The 14,920-nt window shown below is 58.7% G+C and carries 14 protein-coding genes and 12 tRNA genes; 7 read left to right on the forward strand and 19 right to left on the reverse strand.

Annotated elements, in window-relative coordinates:
• The first annotated feature begins 201 nt into the window (after positions 1-201).
• Both ACTG1P_RS10025 and ACTG1P_RS10030 read left to right on the forward strand, forming a co-directional pair.
• On the forward strand, positions 202-429 hold the full coding sequence (locus ACTG1P_RS10025) for a hypothetical protein (RefSeq protein WP_040068243.1): 228 nt from the start codon (positions 202-204) through the stop codon (positions 427-429).
• A gap of 146 nt (positions 430-575) precedes the next feature.
• Positions 576-893, forward strand: a complete 318-nt coding sequence (locus ACTG1P_RS10030) for a hypothetical protein (protein WP_005343224.1) — start codon at positions 576-578, stop codon at positions 891-893.
• Between the two features lie 131 nt (positions 894-1,024).
• Here the strand turns inward: ACTG1P_RS10030 and ACTG1P_RS10035 are convergent, their stop codons facing one another.
• Both ACTG1P_RS10035 and ACTG1P_RS10040 read right to left on the reverse strand, forming a co-directional pair.
• Positions 1,025-1,501: an Lrp/AsnC family transcriptional regulator gene (locus tag ACTG1P_RS10035; RefSeq protein WP_005304871.1), complete on the reverse strand. Its 477-nt coding sequence runs from the start codon at positions 1,499-1,501 to the stop codon at positions 1,025-1,027.
• 312 nt (positions 1,502-1,813) lie between these two features.
• Positions 1,814-2,437 carry a helix-turn-helix transcriptional regulator gene (locus ACTG1P_RS10040; protein ID WP_236382624.1) on the reverse strand — a complete coding sequence of 208 codons (624 nt, stop codon included), beginning with the start codon at positions 2,435-2,437 and terminating at the stop codon, positions 1,814-1,816.
• Between the two features lie 106 nt (positions 2,438-2,543).
• Between ACTG1P_RS10040 and ACTG1P_RS10045 the strand changes: the two genes are divergently transcribed.
• Complete coding sequence (locus tag ACTG1P_RS10045) at positions 2,544-3,773, forward strand: MFS transporter (RefSeq protein ID WP_440001178.1); 1,230 nt, start codon at positions 2,544-2,546, stop codon at positions 3,771-3,773.
• Between the two features lie 110 nt (positions 3,774-3,883).
• The gene (locus ACTG1P_RS10050) at positions 3,884-4,702 is read left to right on the forward strand and encodes a Cof-type HAD-IIB family hydrolase (protein WP_440001179.1); all 819 of its coding nucleotides are present in this window, start codon (positions 3,884-3,886) and stop codon (positions 4,700-4,702) included.
• 51 nt (positions 4,703-4,753) lie between these two features.
• Here the strand turns inward: ACTG1P_RS10050 and ACTG1P_RS10055 are convergent, their stop codons facing one another.
• Complete coding sequence (locus ACTG1P_RS10055) at positions 4,754-5,317, reverse strand: DUF2799 domain-containing protein (RefSeq protein ID WP_005362971.1); 564 nt, start codon at positions 5,315-5,317, stop codon at positions 4,754-4,756.
• Between the two features lie 206 nt (positions 5,318-5,523).
• Between ACTG1P_RS10055 and ACTG1P_RS10060 the strand changes: the two genes are divergently transcribed.
• Both ACTG1P_RS10060 and ACTG1P_RS10065 read left to right on the forward strand, forming a co-directional pair.
• Positions 5,524-6,363: an isopenicillin N synthase family dioxygenase gene (locus tag ACTG1P_RS10060; RefSeq protein WP_440001180.1), complete on the forward strand. Its 840-nt coding sequence runs from the start codon at positions 5,524-5,526 to the stop codon at positions 6,361-6,363.
• Positions 6,364-6,574: 211 nt separating this feature from the next.
• Positions 6,575-7,888, forward strand: coding sequence for a sodium-dependent transporter (locus tag ACTG1P_RS10065; protein WP_440001181.1), 1,314 nt, complete (start codon positions 6,575-6,577; stop codon positions 7,886-7,888).
• A 3-nt stretch (positions 7,889-7,891) separates the two neighbouring features.
• Here ACTG1P_RS10065 and ACTG1P_RS10070 read toward each other — a convergent pair whose 3' ends face one another.
• The gene (locus tag ACTG1P_RS10070) at positions 7,892-8,611 is read right to left on the reverse strand and encodes a substrate-binding periplasmic protein (protein WP_058059681.1); all 720 of its coding nucleotides are present in this window, start codon (positions 8,609-8,611) and stop codon (positions 7,892-7,894) included.
• A gap of 432 nt (positions 8,612-9,043) precedes the next feature.
• Between ACTG1P_RS10070 and ACTG1P_RS10075 the strand changes: the two genes are divergently transcribed.
• Complete coding sequence (locus tag ACTG1P_RS10075; protein WP_440001182.1) at positions 9,044-10,357, forward strand: sodium-dependent transporter; 1,314 nt, start codon at positions 9,044-9,046, stop codon at positions 10,355-10,357.
• 306 nt (positions 10,358-10,663) lie between these two features.
• Here the strand turns inward: ACTG1P_RS10075 and ACTG1P_RS10080 are convergent.
• From ACTG1P_RS10080 to tolB, 15 genes are all read right to left on the reverse strand, one after another.
• A tRNA-Val gene (locus tag ACTG1P_RS10080) sits at positions 10,664-10,739 on the reverse strand.
• Positions 10,740-10,755: 16 nt separating this feature from the next.
• Positions 10,756-10,831, reverse strand: a tRNA-Lys gene (locus ACTG1P_RS10085).
• A gap of 23 nt (positions 10,832-10,854) precedes the next feature.
• Positions 10,855-10,930: transfer RNA gene (locus tag ACTG1P_RS10090), tRNA-Val, on the reverse strand.
• Between the two features lie 17 nt (positions 10,931-10,947).
• Positions 10,948-11,023: transfer RNA gene (locus ACTG1P_RS10095), tRNA-Lys, on the reverse strand.
• Positions 11,024-11,046: 23 nt separating this feature from the next.
• A tRNA-Val gene (locus ACTG1P_RS10100) sits at positions 11,047-11,122 on the reverse strand.
• A 17-nt stretch (positions 11,123-11,139) separates the two neighbouring features.
• Positions 11,140-11,215, reverse strand: a tRNA-Lys gene (locus tag ACTG1P_RS10105).
• 24 nt (positions 11,216-11,239) lie between these two features.
• Positions 11,240-11,315 (reverse strand) — tRNA-Val (locus tag ACTG1P_RS10110).
• Positions 11,316-11,332: 17 nt separating this feature from the next.
• Positions 11,333-11,408: transfer RNA gene (locus tag ACTG1P_RS10115), tRNA-Lys, on the reverse strand.
• A gap of 36 nt (positions 11,409-11,444) precedes the next feature.
• Positions 11,445-11,520, reverse strand: a tRNA-Val gene (locus ACTG1P_RS10120).
• A 17-nt stretch (positions 11,521-11,537) separates the two neighbouring features.
• Positions 11,538-11,613 (reverse strand) — tRNA-Lys (locus ACTG1P_RS10125).
• A gap of 24 nt (positions 11,614-11,637) precedes the next feature.
• A tRNA-Val gene (locus ACTG1P_RS10130) sits at positions 11,638-11,713 on the reverse strand.
• A 31-nt stretch (positions 11,714-11,744) separates the two neighbouring features.
• Positions 11,745-11,820: transfer RNA gene (locus ACTG1P_RS10135), tRNA-Lys, on the reverse strand.
• 174 nt (positions 11,821-11,994) lie between these two features.
• Positions 11,995-12,795: a tol-pal system protein YbgF gene (ybgF, locus tag ACTG1P_RS10140; RefSeq protein WP_064341673.1), complete on the reverse strand. Its 801-nt coding sequence runs from the start codon at positions 12,793-12,795 to the stop codon at positions 11,995-11,997.
• 158 nt (positions 12,796-12,953) lie between these two features.
• Positions 12,954-13,478: a peptidoglycan-associated lipoprotein Pal gene (gene pal, locus ACTG1P_RS10145; RefSeq protein ID WP_005304908.1), complete on the reverse strand. Its 525-nt coding sequence runs from the start codon at positions 13,476-13,478 to the stop codon at positions 12,954-12,956.
• Positions 13,479-13,527: 49 nt separating this feature from the next.
• Positions 13,528-14,853, reverse strand: coding sequence for a Tol-Pal system beta propeller repeat protein TolB (tolB, locus tag ACTG1P_RS10150; RefSeq protein WP_440001183.1), 1,326 nt, complete (start codon positions 14,851-14,853; stop codon positions 13,528-13,530).
• Between the last annotated feature and the right edge of the window lie 67 nt (positions 14,854-14,920).

Below are 14,920 nucleotides of genomic sequence, written 5' to 3' on the forward strand. Positions count from 1 at the left end.
CGCTCCTTCAATCAGGCAATAAAACGGCCCCACCTTAGGCCCAAGGAGGGCACAGGGCAAGCCCCGGCTGCACGGCACCTGCACCTGTCGGTGGCTCCTCCCCTTGCCCCTTAACCTGTTATCACTGATGCTGGGGAGTGAAGCCCAGATGGAGAGGCCATTCCAATCCTCTCAGTCCCCCATCACCCCGAGGAGTCCGCCATGAAAAAATTGCTCCCCCTGTGCGCTCTGCTGCTCACGGCTTGCCAAACCACGCCGTCCCCCAACTCGCTAGCCATCGATGATGCCGACGCCTGGCAGGCCATTTGCAAAGATGGCACCCGGGTTCGCGCCGTGGTGGCAGAGGGGATCTGTGGGGATCATCGCGGGGTAGCCATGTGGACGAATAAGCCAAGAGCTGAACGGATGGCAGAAGAAGCCGCCAAATAGTGTGATCCAGGCACCATAAAATGACACTGCCGGCCAATTGGCCGGATTTTTTTCGCGATCTCGCCAGCACTTTGCCACCTTGTTCATGGTGCGCTCAGTTTTCTGTTCCCATACTGGCCCTACAGTTCCAAAAGAGGAGAGACAAGATGCAAACATCCATCGTCGGGCTCTCCATTCTGTGGGGGCTAGCCAGTTTTGGTGTTCAGGGGGATTTCATCGAGAGCCGTGATTCCGTTGCGCCATCCTGGCAAGCCGAGTCCAGAGTGGAGATGGAAGGTTATCTGATTGAGTCGCTTGGCGAAGATCGCTGGCTGTTCGATAACGGCAGCGAGAGCCTGCTGGTCTCCCTGCCCGAGGGGCAATGGGTGCCGACCGGCGAGCGGCTGCGAGTCAGCGGCGAACCGCAGCAGGAGCAGAGCGGCTGGCTGCTGCAGGTGGAAGACATCAGCCAGGTCAGCGTCTGACAGCGGCAGTCGCCCCGTCACCGCGACAGCGAATCCAGACCCGATAACCACTACCGAACAACCAAGAGCGAATAGCAAAAGAGGAGGCCAGTGGCCTCCTCTTTCTGTTTATATGAGCGGTTTGTGCGGGCTCACCCCAGATGGTTGAGCGGCAGCGCCGTCTTGTGCTTGATGCGGCGCAGCACGAAGCTGGAGCGCACTCCGGTCACCCCCGGAATATGGGTCAGCTTGTCCAGCAGGAAGTGCTGATAGTGCTCCATGTCGCGCACCACCACCTTGAGCTGGTAGTCGGCATCATTACCGGTGATGAGATCACACTCCAGCACTTCGGGCAGTTCGCTGATGGCGCGATCGAAGTTTTCGAACCGCTCGGGCGTGTGTCTGTCCATGGAAATGTGAATGTAGGCGGTGAGGGTGAGGCCAAGCTGGCGGGCATTGAGCAGAGTAACGTGGGTGTCGATGAGACCGGCATCCTCCAGCGCCTTGACCCGGCGGGAGCAGGGGGACGGCGAGAGCCCTACCAGCTCGGCCAGTTCCAGATTGCTGATGCGGCCATTCTCCTGCATCAGCTCGAGAATATGTCTGTCTATGCGATCAAGTTTCAGCATCTACCCTTCCTCGTTGCAATGACTAATCCACTTTTCCTAGATTAAGGGTGAACTATTGCAAAAACAACCGAAAAAAAGTGGTTACTTTGCAACCACTCACCGGCACGGGAGGGATACTATGGTTACATCTTCCGGTGGCAAAGCAGATACCTGACCGGGTCTCTGCGGTGAAGGACCTTACCGGGTCAAGAGCCCCATCAGCCGTCTTACCTTATCGGGAAACGACGGGCTGGAACGAGAGAACCCCCTCCCCGAAGGCAACAAAGCAGGCATCCCGGCGCCTGCTTTGTTGTTTTTGGGCGTTTGACGAAATCAGAGCGCGGGCGGCGTGATGCGATAGAGGCAGCGATGCGCCCCCTCCAGCAGATATTGCTCCCGCTCCACCGTTGCTGGCGCCAGCAGCTGGCGAAACAGCGCCAGTTCGCTGCGACAGAAACCGCGGCAGGTACGCGCTGCCGCACAGATGGGGCAGTGGCTCTCCCACAGCAGCCAGCTGCCATCCTCTTCGCGGCGGATCTCCGCCATGTAGCCCTCGCGAGTACGCAGCTCCTTGAGCGCCGCCAGCCGGCCAGAGAGGCCATGGGACCCCAGCGCCTCCTGATAGCGAGCAAGCATCTGCTGCTCTCGCTGCTGGATCAGCCGTTCCATCCCCTCCTCGCCAAACAGCTCGCGCACGTTGTCGATCAACTGCACGGTCAGGTCGCTATGGCTATCGGGGAAGCGCTGCCAGGCCTGCTCGGTGAGCTGCCACAGCCGCACGGGACGACCGCGCCCGCGCGCCTCGTCGTTGAATGTGACCCACCCCTCCTGCTCGAGCGTGAGCAGGTGCTGGCGGGCGCCCATGGAGGTCATCTGCAACTGCTCCCCCAGCGCGGCGGCGCTCTGCGGGCCATGGCTCTTGAGCAGAAACAGGATCTTGTCGGTGCTTGCGTTCATGATCTCATTATGGGGAGCGCCCTTTATTAAATCAACAATTCACTTTACTTAATCCCGTCTATGAACCAGCATAAATAAACCAATAACTTTACTTAATGGGTGCAGCATGGAGAAACACGGGCACAAAAATCCCCTCTGGGTGCTGGTCATGACGGTCACGCTGGCAGTTGCAGGCTTCAGTCTCCCCTCCCCGGTATTGGCACCTTTGCTGCTGGATCCGGCGCAGGGGATGCTGACGCCGGAAGCCTCCGACTGGAGCCGCAAGGTGTGGCTGGGGGTCATCATGGGGCTCTATCCCCTGTTCCAGCTGGTGGGCAGCCCCTGGCTAGGTCGCCTCTCCGACCGCTATGGCCGCAAGCCACTGCTGTTGCTCTCGCTGGCGGGGGTACTGGCAGGCTATGCCCTGATGGCACTCGGTATCGCCTGGCGCTCCCTCCCCCTGCTGCTGCTCAGCCGGGTGGTGGAGGGGCTGTGCAACGGCAACATCGCCATCGTGCAGGCGATGGCGGCGGATCTCGCCGGCAAGGAGCACAAGGCGCGCAGCTTCGCCTGGATCAATATCGGCATGAATCTGGGCTGGGTAGTAGGGCCGGTGATTGGGGGCTACGCCGCGGTGATCTCGGGGGATTACAGTCTGGCGGCCTGGCTGGCCGTCGCGATGACCCTGCTCAACCTGCTGCTGGTGCTCTGGCTGGTGCCTCATCGCCCGCCGGTGGCGGCCGCCCGGCAGGCCCCGACTCTCTCCAGCCGCCAGCTGTTGCTGCAACCGGCCCTGCTCCCCTACTTCGCCCTCACTCTGGTCAGCTATGGCGCGGTGCAGCTCTACTTCACCTACTTCAATATCTGGCTGGTGGAGCGGCTGGCCTGGGATCCGGCCCAGCTGGCGCAGGCGGCGGTGCTGGTGAGCCTGCCGATGATGGCGGGCTCCTGGCTCGGCTCCCGCATCGCCCGCCACTGGCGCGGCAGCTCTCTCGGCATCGTCGGCCATCTGGTGATGGCGACCGGCATGCTGCTCTTTATCCTGCCGAGCCACTGGTGGGGACTGGCGCTCACCTTCATTCCGGCCGGCATCGGCATGAGTCTGGGGGAGCTGGCCACCTCGGTGGCGGTTTCCAACCGCAGCCATGCCGAGCAGCAGGGACAGGCGATGGGGCTCTACCGCGCCCTCGCCGTGGGCAGCGAGATCCTGGCGGTGCTGCTCGGCAGTCTGGTGCTGCTGGCCGGTACCGAGTGGCCCTTCTATCTCGCCACCCTCTGCTCCCTTGCCAGTGCCGCCGGTTTCTATCTGCTGCGCCGCCGTGCCGACCGTCGTCAACAGCTGGCCAACTGCACCTGAGCCACGAAGGGATCACAGTTCGGCGCTTCGGCCGCGGGCAAGACTTGCATCGGGGCGCCGGGTCTGGGACGGTAAGACTCTTTGCGGATTTGTTCGATGCTGGAGGAGCTATGAGTGAGTACAAGGCCATCGCGCTCGATATGGATGGCACCCTGCTGACCCGGGATCACAAGATCTCGTCGGCCACCCGGGCAGCCCTGGCGCAGGCCCGCGCCCACGGCATCAAGGTGCTGCTGGTCACGGGGCGTCACTACATGACGGCACGCCCCTTCCACCACGAGCTGGCCCTCGATACCCCCCTCATCTGTAGCAACGGCGCCTATCTCTATGATCCGGTGCAAAACCGGATCATCAGCGGCGACCCGCTGGCGGCTGCCCCGCTTACCGAGCTGCTGGCCGCGGTCGAGGCACAGCAGATGGGCGCCCTGTTCCACCTGAGCGAGGGCATTGGCTACATCGGCTGTGAAGAGCATGTCACCCGCATCCGCCACTGGTCGGCCAATCAGCCGGACCACCTCAAGATCGCCCTCCACCCGGTCGAGGAGCTGGCAGGCTGGCTCGATAAACCGGTCTGGAAGCTGGAGCTGTTCAATCAGGATCCGGCACGCCTGCACACCTTTATGGGCGAGGTGGTCGAGCAGATGCCCTTTACCCGCGACTGGGCGGCCCCCTATGCAGTGGAACTGGTTCAGCCCGGTTGCAGCAAGGGCAACCGGCTTGCCCAGTGGGCCGCCAGCGAAGGGATTGCGATGGAGCAGGTGGTGGCGTTTGGGGACAACAACAACGACATCAGCATGTTCGAGCAGGTAGGGCTGGCGGTGGCCATGGGCAATGCGGCCCCGCAGATCCAGAGCCATGCCCACCGGATCACGGCTGACCACAACGAAGATGGTATCGCACTGGCACTGCAGCGCTGGGTGCTGCCCTGACCTGACAAGGTGCAACATGGCCAGCACGCGGGCTGGCCATGAAGAGAGGGATTAACCGCCGAAGGAGAACTGGATCACCCGATCCGGATAACGCAGACGGTTGTACTCCCGGCGCAGGGATTCGTAGTGGCGAATGGCCCGATCGCGCTTGGCGCGGTAGTAGTCGCGCTGTTCCGTGTTGGTTTCGTTGCGGATGCTGCGCTCCAGCGTATCGATATCACGCTCGGTACGCTCCAGCTCGTCGCTGATCTCCCGCAGGCGGGCAGCCAGTTTGTACTCTTCGTAGCCACGCTGATACTGCTTGAGGAAGCTGGCATCATTGGGGCATACCCCCAGATAGGCCTGCCCCTCCTTGCCCTTGCTGTAAGCCAGCTCGGGAATGCAGTAGAGCTCCAGCCCCTTGTCGTAGCCCCGTTTCCACTCGGCTTCATCCACTTTGAGGCCATATTCGCTGCAAGACGAAACGTAATCGCGGGTCGCCTGACGGGTTTTGCCTTCCGATCCATCCTGATAACCCAGGTTGTACCAGCTCATGGTGCGGCACTCATCTTCTGACAGGGCACTGCATCCCGCCAGCAATACCGGCAGGGTCAGCAACAGGATTTTGGGGGACATGAACAGACTCCGGAAAAGATAGTGACCGGCATTCTAGAGAGGATAAAAGGCCATAACAAGGGATGCGCTCCCGTGCGGTCTGGCGCGGTTTATTTGATGTTTTTGTCACTATTCAACGCCGTGCCAGACGGGCGGCCAACCCGCTTTCCTTGTTATCAGACGCAAGGTAAACTGCGCCATCCTTTAACTGGTGCGCAACAAAAACAATGAAAGTCCTGACCGTCGATTACCGCTCACCCGATGCGGCCCAACGCTTCACCGAATCCCTGCGAACCACCGGCTTTGGCGTGCTGACCAACCACCCCATTCCGAAAGAGCTGGTGCAGTCCATCTACGACAACTGGTATCGCTTCTTCATGAGCGAGCAGAAGCAGGATTTCCTGTTCAACCGCGAGACTCAGGATGGCTACTTCCCACCGTCGGTCTCCGAAGTGGCCAAGGGCCATAGCCAGAAAGACCTCAAGGAGTACTTCCACCTCTACCCCTGGGGCCAGATGCCGGAAGAGCTGAAAGAGCAGGCGATGGAGTACTACCGCCTCGCCAACGGTCTGGCCGCCGAGCTGCTGGGCTGGGTCGAGCAGTACACCCCAGCCGATATCGCAGCTCACTACAGCTGCCCCCTCTCCTCGATGATCGACGATAGCCAGAAAACCCTGCTGCGAGTGCTGCACTACCCGCCGTTCGATGGCACCGAGCAGCCGGGTGCCATTCGCGCCGCCGCCCACGAAGATATCAACCTGCTCACCATTCTGCCCGCTGCCAACGAGCCGGGGCTGCAGGTGAAGGGTTCCGATGGCGAGTGGATGGATGTGCCGTGCGACTTTGGTACCCTCATCATCAACATCGGCGACATGCTGCAGGAGGCCTCTCGCGGCTACTACCCCTCTACCACCCACCGCGTCATCAACCCGACCGGGGGCAGTGCCAGCAAATCGCGCATTTCCCTACCGCTGTTCCTCCATCCGCGCCCGGATGTGGTGCTCTCCGAGCGCCATACCGCCCACAGCTACCTGATGGAGCGGCTGCGGGAGCTGGGAGTGATCTAGTCAGCAGACGGGCAGTTGTCAGAGGCCAAACCGGAGCAATCTCGCTCCGGTTTTTATTTGGTGGCAGGATTGGGCAAAAAACAGAATTAAATTAGCCAATCATGCCAACAAATCGCATATATGCCTGATAACCGTCGTAGTGATTGCGCAGCGACCTCCGTAACATGAGCGCCATTCTGCCCCCGACAAGGGGCGCTCGATTGGAGTTCTTATGAAGCAGTCCCAATGGTCATCCCGACTCGGCTACATCCTCGCCGCTGCGGGTTCCGCAGTCGGTATCGGCGCAATCTGGAAATTCCCCTATGTCACCGCCGTCAACGGCGGCGGCGCCTTCCTGCTGGTCTTTCTGCTGTTCAGCTTCACCCTGGGGGTGGCGGTACTGATGGGGGAGACCCTGCTCGGCAGCATGAGCCGCCGCGGGGTAGTGGGTGCCTTCTCCGAACTGCTCGGCAAACAGTGGCGCTGGGTTGGGGTAATGGGGGTGATCTCTACCCTGCTCATCTACTGCTTCTACAGCGTGGTGGGCGGCTGGACGCTCGGTTATACCGGCATGGCCATCTCCGGCGATCTCAACCATGGTGATGCGGCGGCCCTCACCGCCCGCTTCAATGACTATGTCAGCGGGGATGTCTGGCCCATCCTCACCCACCTGCTGTTTGCCGCCCTCACCTGGATGGTGGTGCAAGGGGGCATTCAGAAAGGGGTGGAGCGCACCTTGCGCTGGATGATGCCCGCCCTGTTCCTGATGATCCTGATGCTGGTCGCCTTTGGCCTTACCCTACCCAATGCGATGGAGGGGGTGCGTCACTTCCTGATGCCCGATTTCAGCAAGCTGGGGATGTCCGGCGTGCTCGACGCCATGGGGCTGGCCTTCTTCTCCCTCTCCATCGGTCTTGGCATTCACACCACCTACGGTGCCTATCTGCCGACCAGCGAAGGGGTCGGTCGCTCCAGTCTCTGGGTGGTGCTGCTGGCCAGCATGGTGGCGGTACTGGCGGGCCTGATGATCTTCCCGGTACTGGCCTCGACCGGTATCGACCCGGCTGCCGGACCCGGCCTCACCTTTATGACCATGCCGGCAGTATTTCAGCTGCTGCCCTTCGGTCAGGTGCTTGAGGTGATCTTCTTCGCCCTGCTGGTCTTTGCGGCGCTCTCCTCGGCCATCTCCCTGCTGGAGCATTTGCAGTGCTTCCTGTGCGAAACCTGGGGCTGGTCACGCCGCACGGCCTGCAGCGCCATCACTGGATTCGTCATGGTTAGCGGTGTTCCGGTCAGCCTGTCGTTTGGCCCGTTGCAACACGCCACCCTGTTTGGCAAAACCATTTTCGAGCTGCTGGACTTTGTTACCTCCAACCTGATGATGCCGCTGTTCGGCCTGATGCTGACGCTGCTGCTGGGCTGGAAGCTGGGGCGCAAGGCGCTGCCGCAGGGGATTGCCAGCCACTGGCATCACTTGCTGATGAACTGCTGGCGCTGGATTGCCCCCTTGCTGATCGGCGGGATCTTGATTCGCGGTCTGGTGTGACGGTTACTCTTCGCGGGTGGGCTCATCGGCCCGCCCCTGGGCGGCTCTGACGGCCTCCAGGGCATGCTGCCAGCGGGTGATCTCGGCATCATCCGTTCCCTTAGAGAAGACGATATAGAGACCGGCCTGATGGAGCAGTACCCCGCTGCTGACGATGCTGCGCCGGGATAACCCCATCTTGTCGAGGGTGGCCTCCATGACCAGCTCCGCCATCGGCAAGGCATCGATCTTGCCCAGCATCAGCCGCTCTATCGCCTCCCCGACTGTCTTGTAGCGCACAAGATTGGTGTAGCCCTCATGGGTCAGCCGCACATCATCGGCGTTACCCAGCACTACCCCCACTCTGGGCAGATCCCGCAGCTGCGCCAGCGAGGTCAGCGGGTGGCGACTATCCGGCGCCTGATAGATAAAGACCCGATTGATAAAGAGCGGGCCAACCCATTTGAAATGGGACTCCCGCTCCGGGAGCCGCTGTACCACGAACAGTCCATAGCCGGGCTCGACCCGTGCCAGCGCCAGCGCACGCTTGAGCGGGTAAATCCGTACCGGATAGCGAGTGCCAAGCTCCTCCTGCACCTCATCAATCAGGCGAATGGCAAATCCGTCGAGCTTGCCGTCGCGGTATTCGGTAAAGGGGGGTAAGTCGTGACTCAGCAGGGTTAATCCGGGCTGCGCCGACACACTCAGGCTGATCAGTAACCAGGGCAGCACCATCCATCTCATACGACATCCTGTCTCATCGTTATTCTCGTCAGTGCCATGTAGCGGTCACTAGTTCCAGAAGAAGCTACGTCGATTATCGCCCAGTAAATAGCCACAAGGTAGAAAAGATGCGGCCCGGTAACGCGCTCGCCGATTGAGTTGTACGTACAGTCAGAGTGATGACAGCGGCACACATAAAAAATTTTTGATTTTATGTGTCAATTATTCTTTCCATGGTTTAGGCTGTTTCCTCATTCATAAGTCAGGTTGTCACCTCATGTCTGCCATCCTCGTGCTGTTTGGTCGATTTTTTAGCTCGCAAGAGAGGTGACCTTGCACGCACAGTTTTTCTGAATGTTCATTGCAAAGGTCGCCTCAGGCGGCCTTTTTTATGGTCTGTCGTTTATTGCTACTCAGGAGTATTGCTTCGATGTCGTGTTACCCGGAGGTTGTATGAGCCAGGTTCAGTGGTCTTCCCGTCTCGGTCATGTGCTGGCCGCAGCAGGCACAGCGATTGGCCTTGGTGCCATCTGGAAATTTCCCTATGTGACAGCCACCAATGGTGGTGGCGCCTTCCTGCTGGTGTTTCTGCTGTTCAGCTTCACCCTGGGGGTAGCGGTACAGGTCGGCGAAACCCTGCTCGGCAGCCATAGCCAGCGCGGGGTGCTCGGCGCGTTTCGCAAACTGGTGGGGCCGAACTGGCGCTGGATGGGGTATATGGGGATCGCCTGCGGCTTCTTTATCTACAGCTTCTACAGCGTGGTGGGCGGCTGGACCGTGGGTTACGCCGCGCTGGCGATGGCTGGCAAGCTCAACCTGAGCGAGGGGAGCGCCCTCACCGCCCTGTTCAACGGCTATGTCAGCAACCCCTGGTGGCCTGTGCTAACCCATCTGATCTTCGCGGGCCTGACCTGGTGGTTCGTGCAGGGGGGTATTCAGAAAGGGGTGGAGCGGGCACTGCGCTGGATGATGCCCGCGCTCTTCATCATGATGTTGTTGCTGGTGGGGGTCGGTCTCTCCATGCCCGGCTCCATGGCGGGTGTGCGCCAGCTGCTGCTGCCGGACTTCTCCATGCTGACCGGCCAGAGCGTGCTGGATGCGCTGGGGCTGGCCTTCTTCTCCCTCTCCATCGGGCTCGGGGTACACACCACCTATGGCGCCTACCTGCCCAATAGCGAAGGGGTGCTGCGCTCCGGGGTCTGGGTGGTCACCCTAGCAAGCATTATCTCGGTGCTGGCGGGCTTGATGATCTTTCCGGCGCTGGCCTCCACCGGCATCGACCCGACTGCCGGGCCCGGACTCACCTTTATGACCATGCCGGCCGTGTTCAGTCATCTGCCGTTCGGTCAGGGGCTGGGGGTGGTCTTCTTCCTGCTGTTGCTGGTCGCCGCGCTCTCCTCCTCCATCTCCATGCTGGAGCATCTGGTGCGCTTCACCACCGAGGAGTGGGGCTGGTCGCGTCGTGGCGCCTGCCGGGTACTGACTCTGCTCATCATGGCCTCCGGCATTCCGGTGAGCCTGTCGTTCGGCCCATGGAGTGACCTGACCCTGTTTGGCAAGACCATCTTCGAGCTGCTCGACTATCTGACCTCCAATCTGATGATGCCGCTTTTTGGTCTGGTACTGACCCTGCTGCTGGGCTGGCGATTGGGTGATGCCATATTGCCTGCGGGCCTGTCACCCGCCCTGCGTCTGGCGCTGCTCTGGTGCTGGCGCGTGGTGGCGCCGCTGCTGATCAGCGGGATCCTGATCCGCGGGATCATGTAACACCTTGCGCATCCGTGCGGGCAGGCCTTGGCCTGCCCTTTTTATTGCTGGCGTTTGCTTTAACAGGCGTTCATATGAGCAGCATCACGATGGACAGGAGTGAAGTCAGTGGACGTCGAACAATCTCGGAAGAGCAGGATCGAAGAAGGATCGGAGTGGCAGAGTGGCACAATAAGAGGTGGTGCTTGGCTCGCCACAACGGCAACAGAAGAAGCTGGAGTACTGAATTTCAGGCAAAAAAAATCCCCATCTGAATGGGGACTTTCTCTGCAACTGAAGCTGATATCTCAGCCTCACTTGCGAATATGGTGGTCGTTACTGGGATCGAACCAGTGACCCCCTCCTTGTAAGGGAGGTGCTCTCCCAGCTGAGCTAAACGACCTGGGATTCTGAAATGATGGTGGGTCGTGCTGGATTCGAACCAGCGACCAATTGATTAAAAGTCAACTGCTCTACCGACTGAGCTAACGACCCATCTAAATCATTTTTCTACAAACTGGTGGTCGTTACTGGGATCGAACCAGTGACCCCCTCCTTGTAAGGGAGGTGCTCTCCCAGCTGAGCTAAACGACCTGGGATTCTTGAAATGATGGTGGGTCGTGCTGGATTCGAACCAGCGACCAATTGATTAAAAGTCAACTGCTCTACCGACTGAGCTAACGACCCATCTAAATCATTTTTCTACAAAATGGTGGTCGTTACTGGGATCGAACCAGTGACCCCCTCCTTGTAAGGGAGGTGCTCTCCCAGCTGAGCTAAACGACCTGGGATTCTTGAAATGATGGTGGGTCGTGCTGGATTCGAACCAGCGACCAATTGATTAAAAGTCAACTGCTCTACCGACTGAGCTAACGACCCATCTAAATCATTTTTTTTACAAACTGGTGGTCGTTACTGGGATCGAACCAGTGACCCCCTCCTTGTAAGGGAGGTGCTCTCCCAGCTGAGCTAAACGACCTGGGATTCTTGAAATGATGGTGGGTCGTGCTGGATTCGAACCAGCGACCAATTGATTAAAAGTCAACTGCTCTACCGACTGAGCTAACGACCCATCTAAATCATTTTTTTAAACTTTTTACTGCAAATATGGTGGTCGTTACTGGGATCGAACCAGTGACCCCCTCCTTGTAAGGGAGGTGCTCTCCCAGCTGAGCTAAACGACCTGGGATTCTTGAAATGATGGTGGGTCGTGCTGGATTCGAACCAGCGACCAATTGATTAAAAGTCAACTGCTCTACCGACTGAGCTAACGACCCATCTAAATCATTTTTTCTACAAACTGGTGGTCGTTACTGGGATCGAACCAGTGACCCCCTCCTTGTAAGGGAGGTGCTCTCCCAGCTGAGCTAAACGACCTGGGAATTCTGTCTCCACCGAGTGGAGAAAATGGTGGGTCGTGCTGGATTCGAACCAGCGACCAATTGATTAAAAGTCAACTGCTCTACCGACTGAGCTAACGACCCTCACCACGACCAGTTCCGACTGCATTACTGCTTCGGCTCTGACGGCGGCCTATATTACGGATTTAAATTTCCGGTGCAACAGAAAATTCGTAATTTAAATCCGTTTGCTCACTGTGCGTACAAATGCAGGCTGTTTTTACAGTAGCGTTACGAAAACAGTGACATACAGCAATGTTACAGCTTGGCCAGACTCTGTTTGGCCAACTGGGCCGGCGAGGTGTTGGGATAGCCCTTGATCACCTGCTCATAGAAGGATTTGGCTTCCGCCTTCTTGCCATCCAGCTGCGCCAGCATACCCAGCTTCAGCAGCGCATCGGCTCGCTTGGGGGATTTGCTGTATTTGTTGGCCACGGTCGAAAACTGGGCCGAGGCACCGGCTCTGTCACCCTTGTTGAACAGCAACTGGCCGAGCCAGTAGTGTGCATTAGGTACATAGCCCGAATTGGGGTACTGCTTGATGAAGCCCTGGAAAGCCGGAATGGCTTTGTCGTAGTTCTTCTCTTTGAGCACCATATTGACCGCTGCGTCGTAGGCCTGATTCTCATCCTGATTGGTTGAGTAATTGGCGGCAGCAGCCGGTGTGGCAGCAGCAGGGGCCGGGGCGGCTGGAGCAGCTTGCTGGCTGCTGGCAACCTTGTCGAGCTCCTGGTAGAGCTGACGCTGGCGCTCTTGCGACTGTTCCATCTGGTAAGTCTGCTGCTCCAGCTGACCACGCAGCTCGGAGACCTCCCCTTGCAGGGAGTCGACCTGTTGCTGCAATTCAGCTTGCAGTCGCAGACGGGCATTGAGGGTGCGCTCCAGCAGGGCAACCCGATCTTCCAGGCTACCGGTGGGCACGATGGCACCGTTGTTGCCACTAAGGACAACGCCACCACCCGAGTCACCGCCCAGATCGCTGACCGGGGCCGCAGCTTGCGCATTCAGAGCAACCATTACGGCCAGCGCAACGACAGCTTGCTTGTACACAGATTTCATTCGGATCAAACCTTAGCGTTTAGTACAGATAAAACGGCCAGCGCCATCGTCGCTCGCTTATACAGATTTCATTCGGATCAAACCTTGACGTTTAGTGCAAATAAAACGGCCATCGAAATGGCCGCTTGCATATAAACGAACTTCGTTCGGTTCAAACCTTAGTAAACCAGAACCGCGCGGCGGTTTTTGGCAAAGGCATCCTCGGTGTGGGACATGTCCAGCGGCTTCTCTTCGCCATAGCTGACGATGGAGAGCTGCTCGGCCTGCACACCCAGGGTTTGCAGATACTTGGCAACAGCCTTGGCACGACGCTCGCCCAGGGCGATGTTGTACTCCGGAGTACCGCGCTCATCGGCGTGACCTTCGATCAGGACTTTCACGCTCGGGCGCTCGCGCAGGTAGCTGGCGTGGGCATCCAGCAGATCAGCGTACTGACCCTGGATATCGTAACCGTCGAACGGGAAGTAGATCACGTTGTCACGCTGCAGTGCTTCGAACTTCTGACGCATCTGCTCTTCCGGGGACAACATGCCGTTGGCGCCGCCGGTTTGTACACCGCCCATGCCGTCGGTCATACCTGATTCAGCGCCAGCGGCGTCGGAATCAGAAGAAGAACTACAAGCGGCCAGGGTGAACAGTGGCAGTGCGATGGCCAAACCCTTGAGCAGTTTATTGAGTTGCATGCTATTTCCTTAAACCTTTATAACAAAACAAAAAACAATTGGATTTTTATCAATTCAAGAAGGGCGACCAAGCTGGTGCACGAATTTCACCGCTACTGGTCGGAAGCACAGCCTTGAAGCGACCATCAGTCGACACCAACGCGAGACTCTTACGACCCTGATAGATGGTGGCATAAATGATCATGCTGCCATTGGGAGCCACACTTGGCGACTCATCCAGAGCGCTCTGGGTAAGAACCAACAGGGCATTGTTTTCCATGTCCTGACGGGCAATACGATACTGTCCCTGAACACGGGTCACCATCACCATGATTTTGCCATCAGGAGTGATGGATGCACCCTGGTTGGATTCACCTTCCCAAGTCATCCGGCGAGTCATACCAGTCGCCAAATTTACGCTATAAATCTGGGGTTTGCCACCACGTTCAGAGGTGAACAACAAATTTTGCCCATCCGGCATCCAGGAGGGTTCAGTGTCGATCACACGGCTGGTTGTGACGCGGGTCAGCTGCTTGCTAGCGACATCAACCACATAGAGGTTCGGTGAACCATCTTTGGAGAGAACGATAGCCAGACGACGACCATCCGGAGACCACTCCGGCGCCCCGTTGATACCGCGGAAACTGGTGATCAGGCTGCGCTGCTGGGTGTAGATATCCTGCACGTAGATTTCGGACTTCTGGTTCTCGAAGCTCACGTAAGCCAGCTTGCTGCCATCCGGCGACCAGGCTGGAGACATCAACGGCTCGCGGGAGCGCAGCAGGGTCTTCTCGTTGTAACCGTCGTAATCAGAAATACGCAGCTGGTACGGGAACTGGGTGCCCTGCTGGACGGATACATAAGCCAGACGGGTCAGGAAAGCGCCGCGCTCGCCAGTCAGGCGCTCATAGACGATGTCAGAGATGCGGTGGGCAAACTGGCGCATCTGGGCACCCGGGATGGTCGCCATACGGCTATCCAGGATGTAACCGTTCGCCTCGCCGCCTTGTGCCTTGGCCAGCTGACCCTTCAGCACATCGACCAGCTCGAAGTTCACCTTGTAGGTGCCGTCACCGACTGCCGAAATGGAACCGACCACCACGGCTTCAACCCCTTGGGAGGCCCAGGGGGCGAAGTTGATCTCGCTGCTGCTGCTCGGGGTCTGCGGCATCTGGCCACGGGCCAGCGGCTTGAACTTTCCGCTGCGCATCAGGTCGTTGGAGACCACTTCCGCGATGTCCTGCGGCAACTGCCCGTTACCTTCCCACTTGAAGGGGGCGACAGCGATGGGGCGTGCGCTATCAATACCGCCGGTGATGACGATGTCCAGGGCCGCCTGGGCACTCTGGCCCAGCAACAAACAGCCAACCAAAGCAAAAAATACTTTTCTGATCATGGCTTAAATACTCGGTTCCAATATAGATGAGAGGTTAAATTCCTTTCTCGGCGAGAGGTTGCCAACC

This window comes from Aeromonas sp. 11P, from assembly GCF_051920165.1.
In the GTDB taxonomy this organism is placed as follows: domain Bacteria; phylum Pseudomonadota; class Gammaproteobacteria; order Enterobacterales; family Aeromonadaceae; genus Aeromonas; species Aeromonas veronii.

Excerpts from the sequence above, each read along its gene's own strand:
- ACTG1P_RS10025 (WP_040068243.1), top strand. The coding sequence starts at position 202 with ATGAAAAAATTGCTCCCCCTGTGCGCTCTGCTGCTCACGGCTTGCCAA.
- ACTG1P_RS10030 (WP_005343224.1), top strand. The coding sequence starts at position 576 with ATGCAAACATCCATCGTCGGGCTCTCCATTCTGTGGGGGCTAGCCAGT.
- ACTG1P_RS10035 (WP_005304871.1), bottom strand. The coding sequence starts at position 1,501 with ATGCTGAAACTTGATCGCATAGACAGACATATTCTCGAGCTGATGCAG.
- ACTG1P_RS10040 (WP_236382624.1), bottom strand. The coding sequence starts at position 2,437 with ATGAACGCAAGCACCGACAAGATCCTGTTTCTGCTCAAGAGCCATGGC.
- ACTG1P_RS10045 (WP_440001178.1), top strand. The coding sequence starts at position 2,544 with ATGGAGAAACACGGGCACAAAAATCCCCTCTGGGTGCTGGTCATGACG.
- ACTG1P_RS10050 (WP_440001179.1), top strand. The coding sequence starts at position 3,884 with ATGAGTGAGTACAAGGCCATCGCGCTCGATATGGATGGCACCCTGCTG.
- ACTG1P_RS10055 (WP_005362971.1), bottom strand. The coding sequence starts at position 5,317 with ATGTCCCCCAAAATCCTGTTGCTGACCCTGCCGGTATTGCTGGCGGGA.
- ACTG1P_RS10060 (WP_440001180.1), top strand. The coding sequence starts at position 5,524 with ATGAAAGTCCTGACCGTCGATTACCGCTCACCCGATGCGGCCCAACGC.
- ACTG1P_RS10065 (WP_440001181.1), top strand. The coding sequence starts at position 6,575 with ATGAAGCAGTCCCAATGGTCATCCCGACTCGGCTACATCCTCGCCGCT.
- ACTG1P_RS10070 (WP_058059681.1), bottom strand. The coding sequence starts at position 8,611 with ATGAGATGGATGGTGCTGCCCTGGTTACTGATCAGCCTGAGTGTGTCG.
- ACTG1P_RS10075 (WP_440001182.1), top strand. The coding sequence starts at position 9,044 with ATGAGCCAGGTTCAGTGGTCTTCCCGTCTCGGTCATGTGCTGGCCGCA.
- ybgF (WP_064341673.1), bottom strand. The coding sequence starts at position 12,795 with ATGAAATCTGTGTACAAGCAAGCTGTCGTTGCGCTGGCCGTAATGGTT.
- pal (WP_005304908.1), bottom strand. The coding sequence starts at position 13,478 with ATGCAACTCAATAAACTGCTCAAGGGTTTGGCCATCGCACTGCCACTG.
- tolB (WP_440001183.1), bottom strand. The coding sequence starts at position 14,853 with ATGATCAGAAAAGTATTTTTTGCTTTGGTTGGCTGTTTGTTGCTGGGC.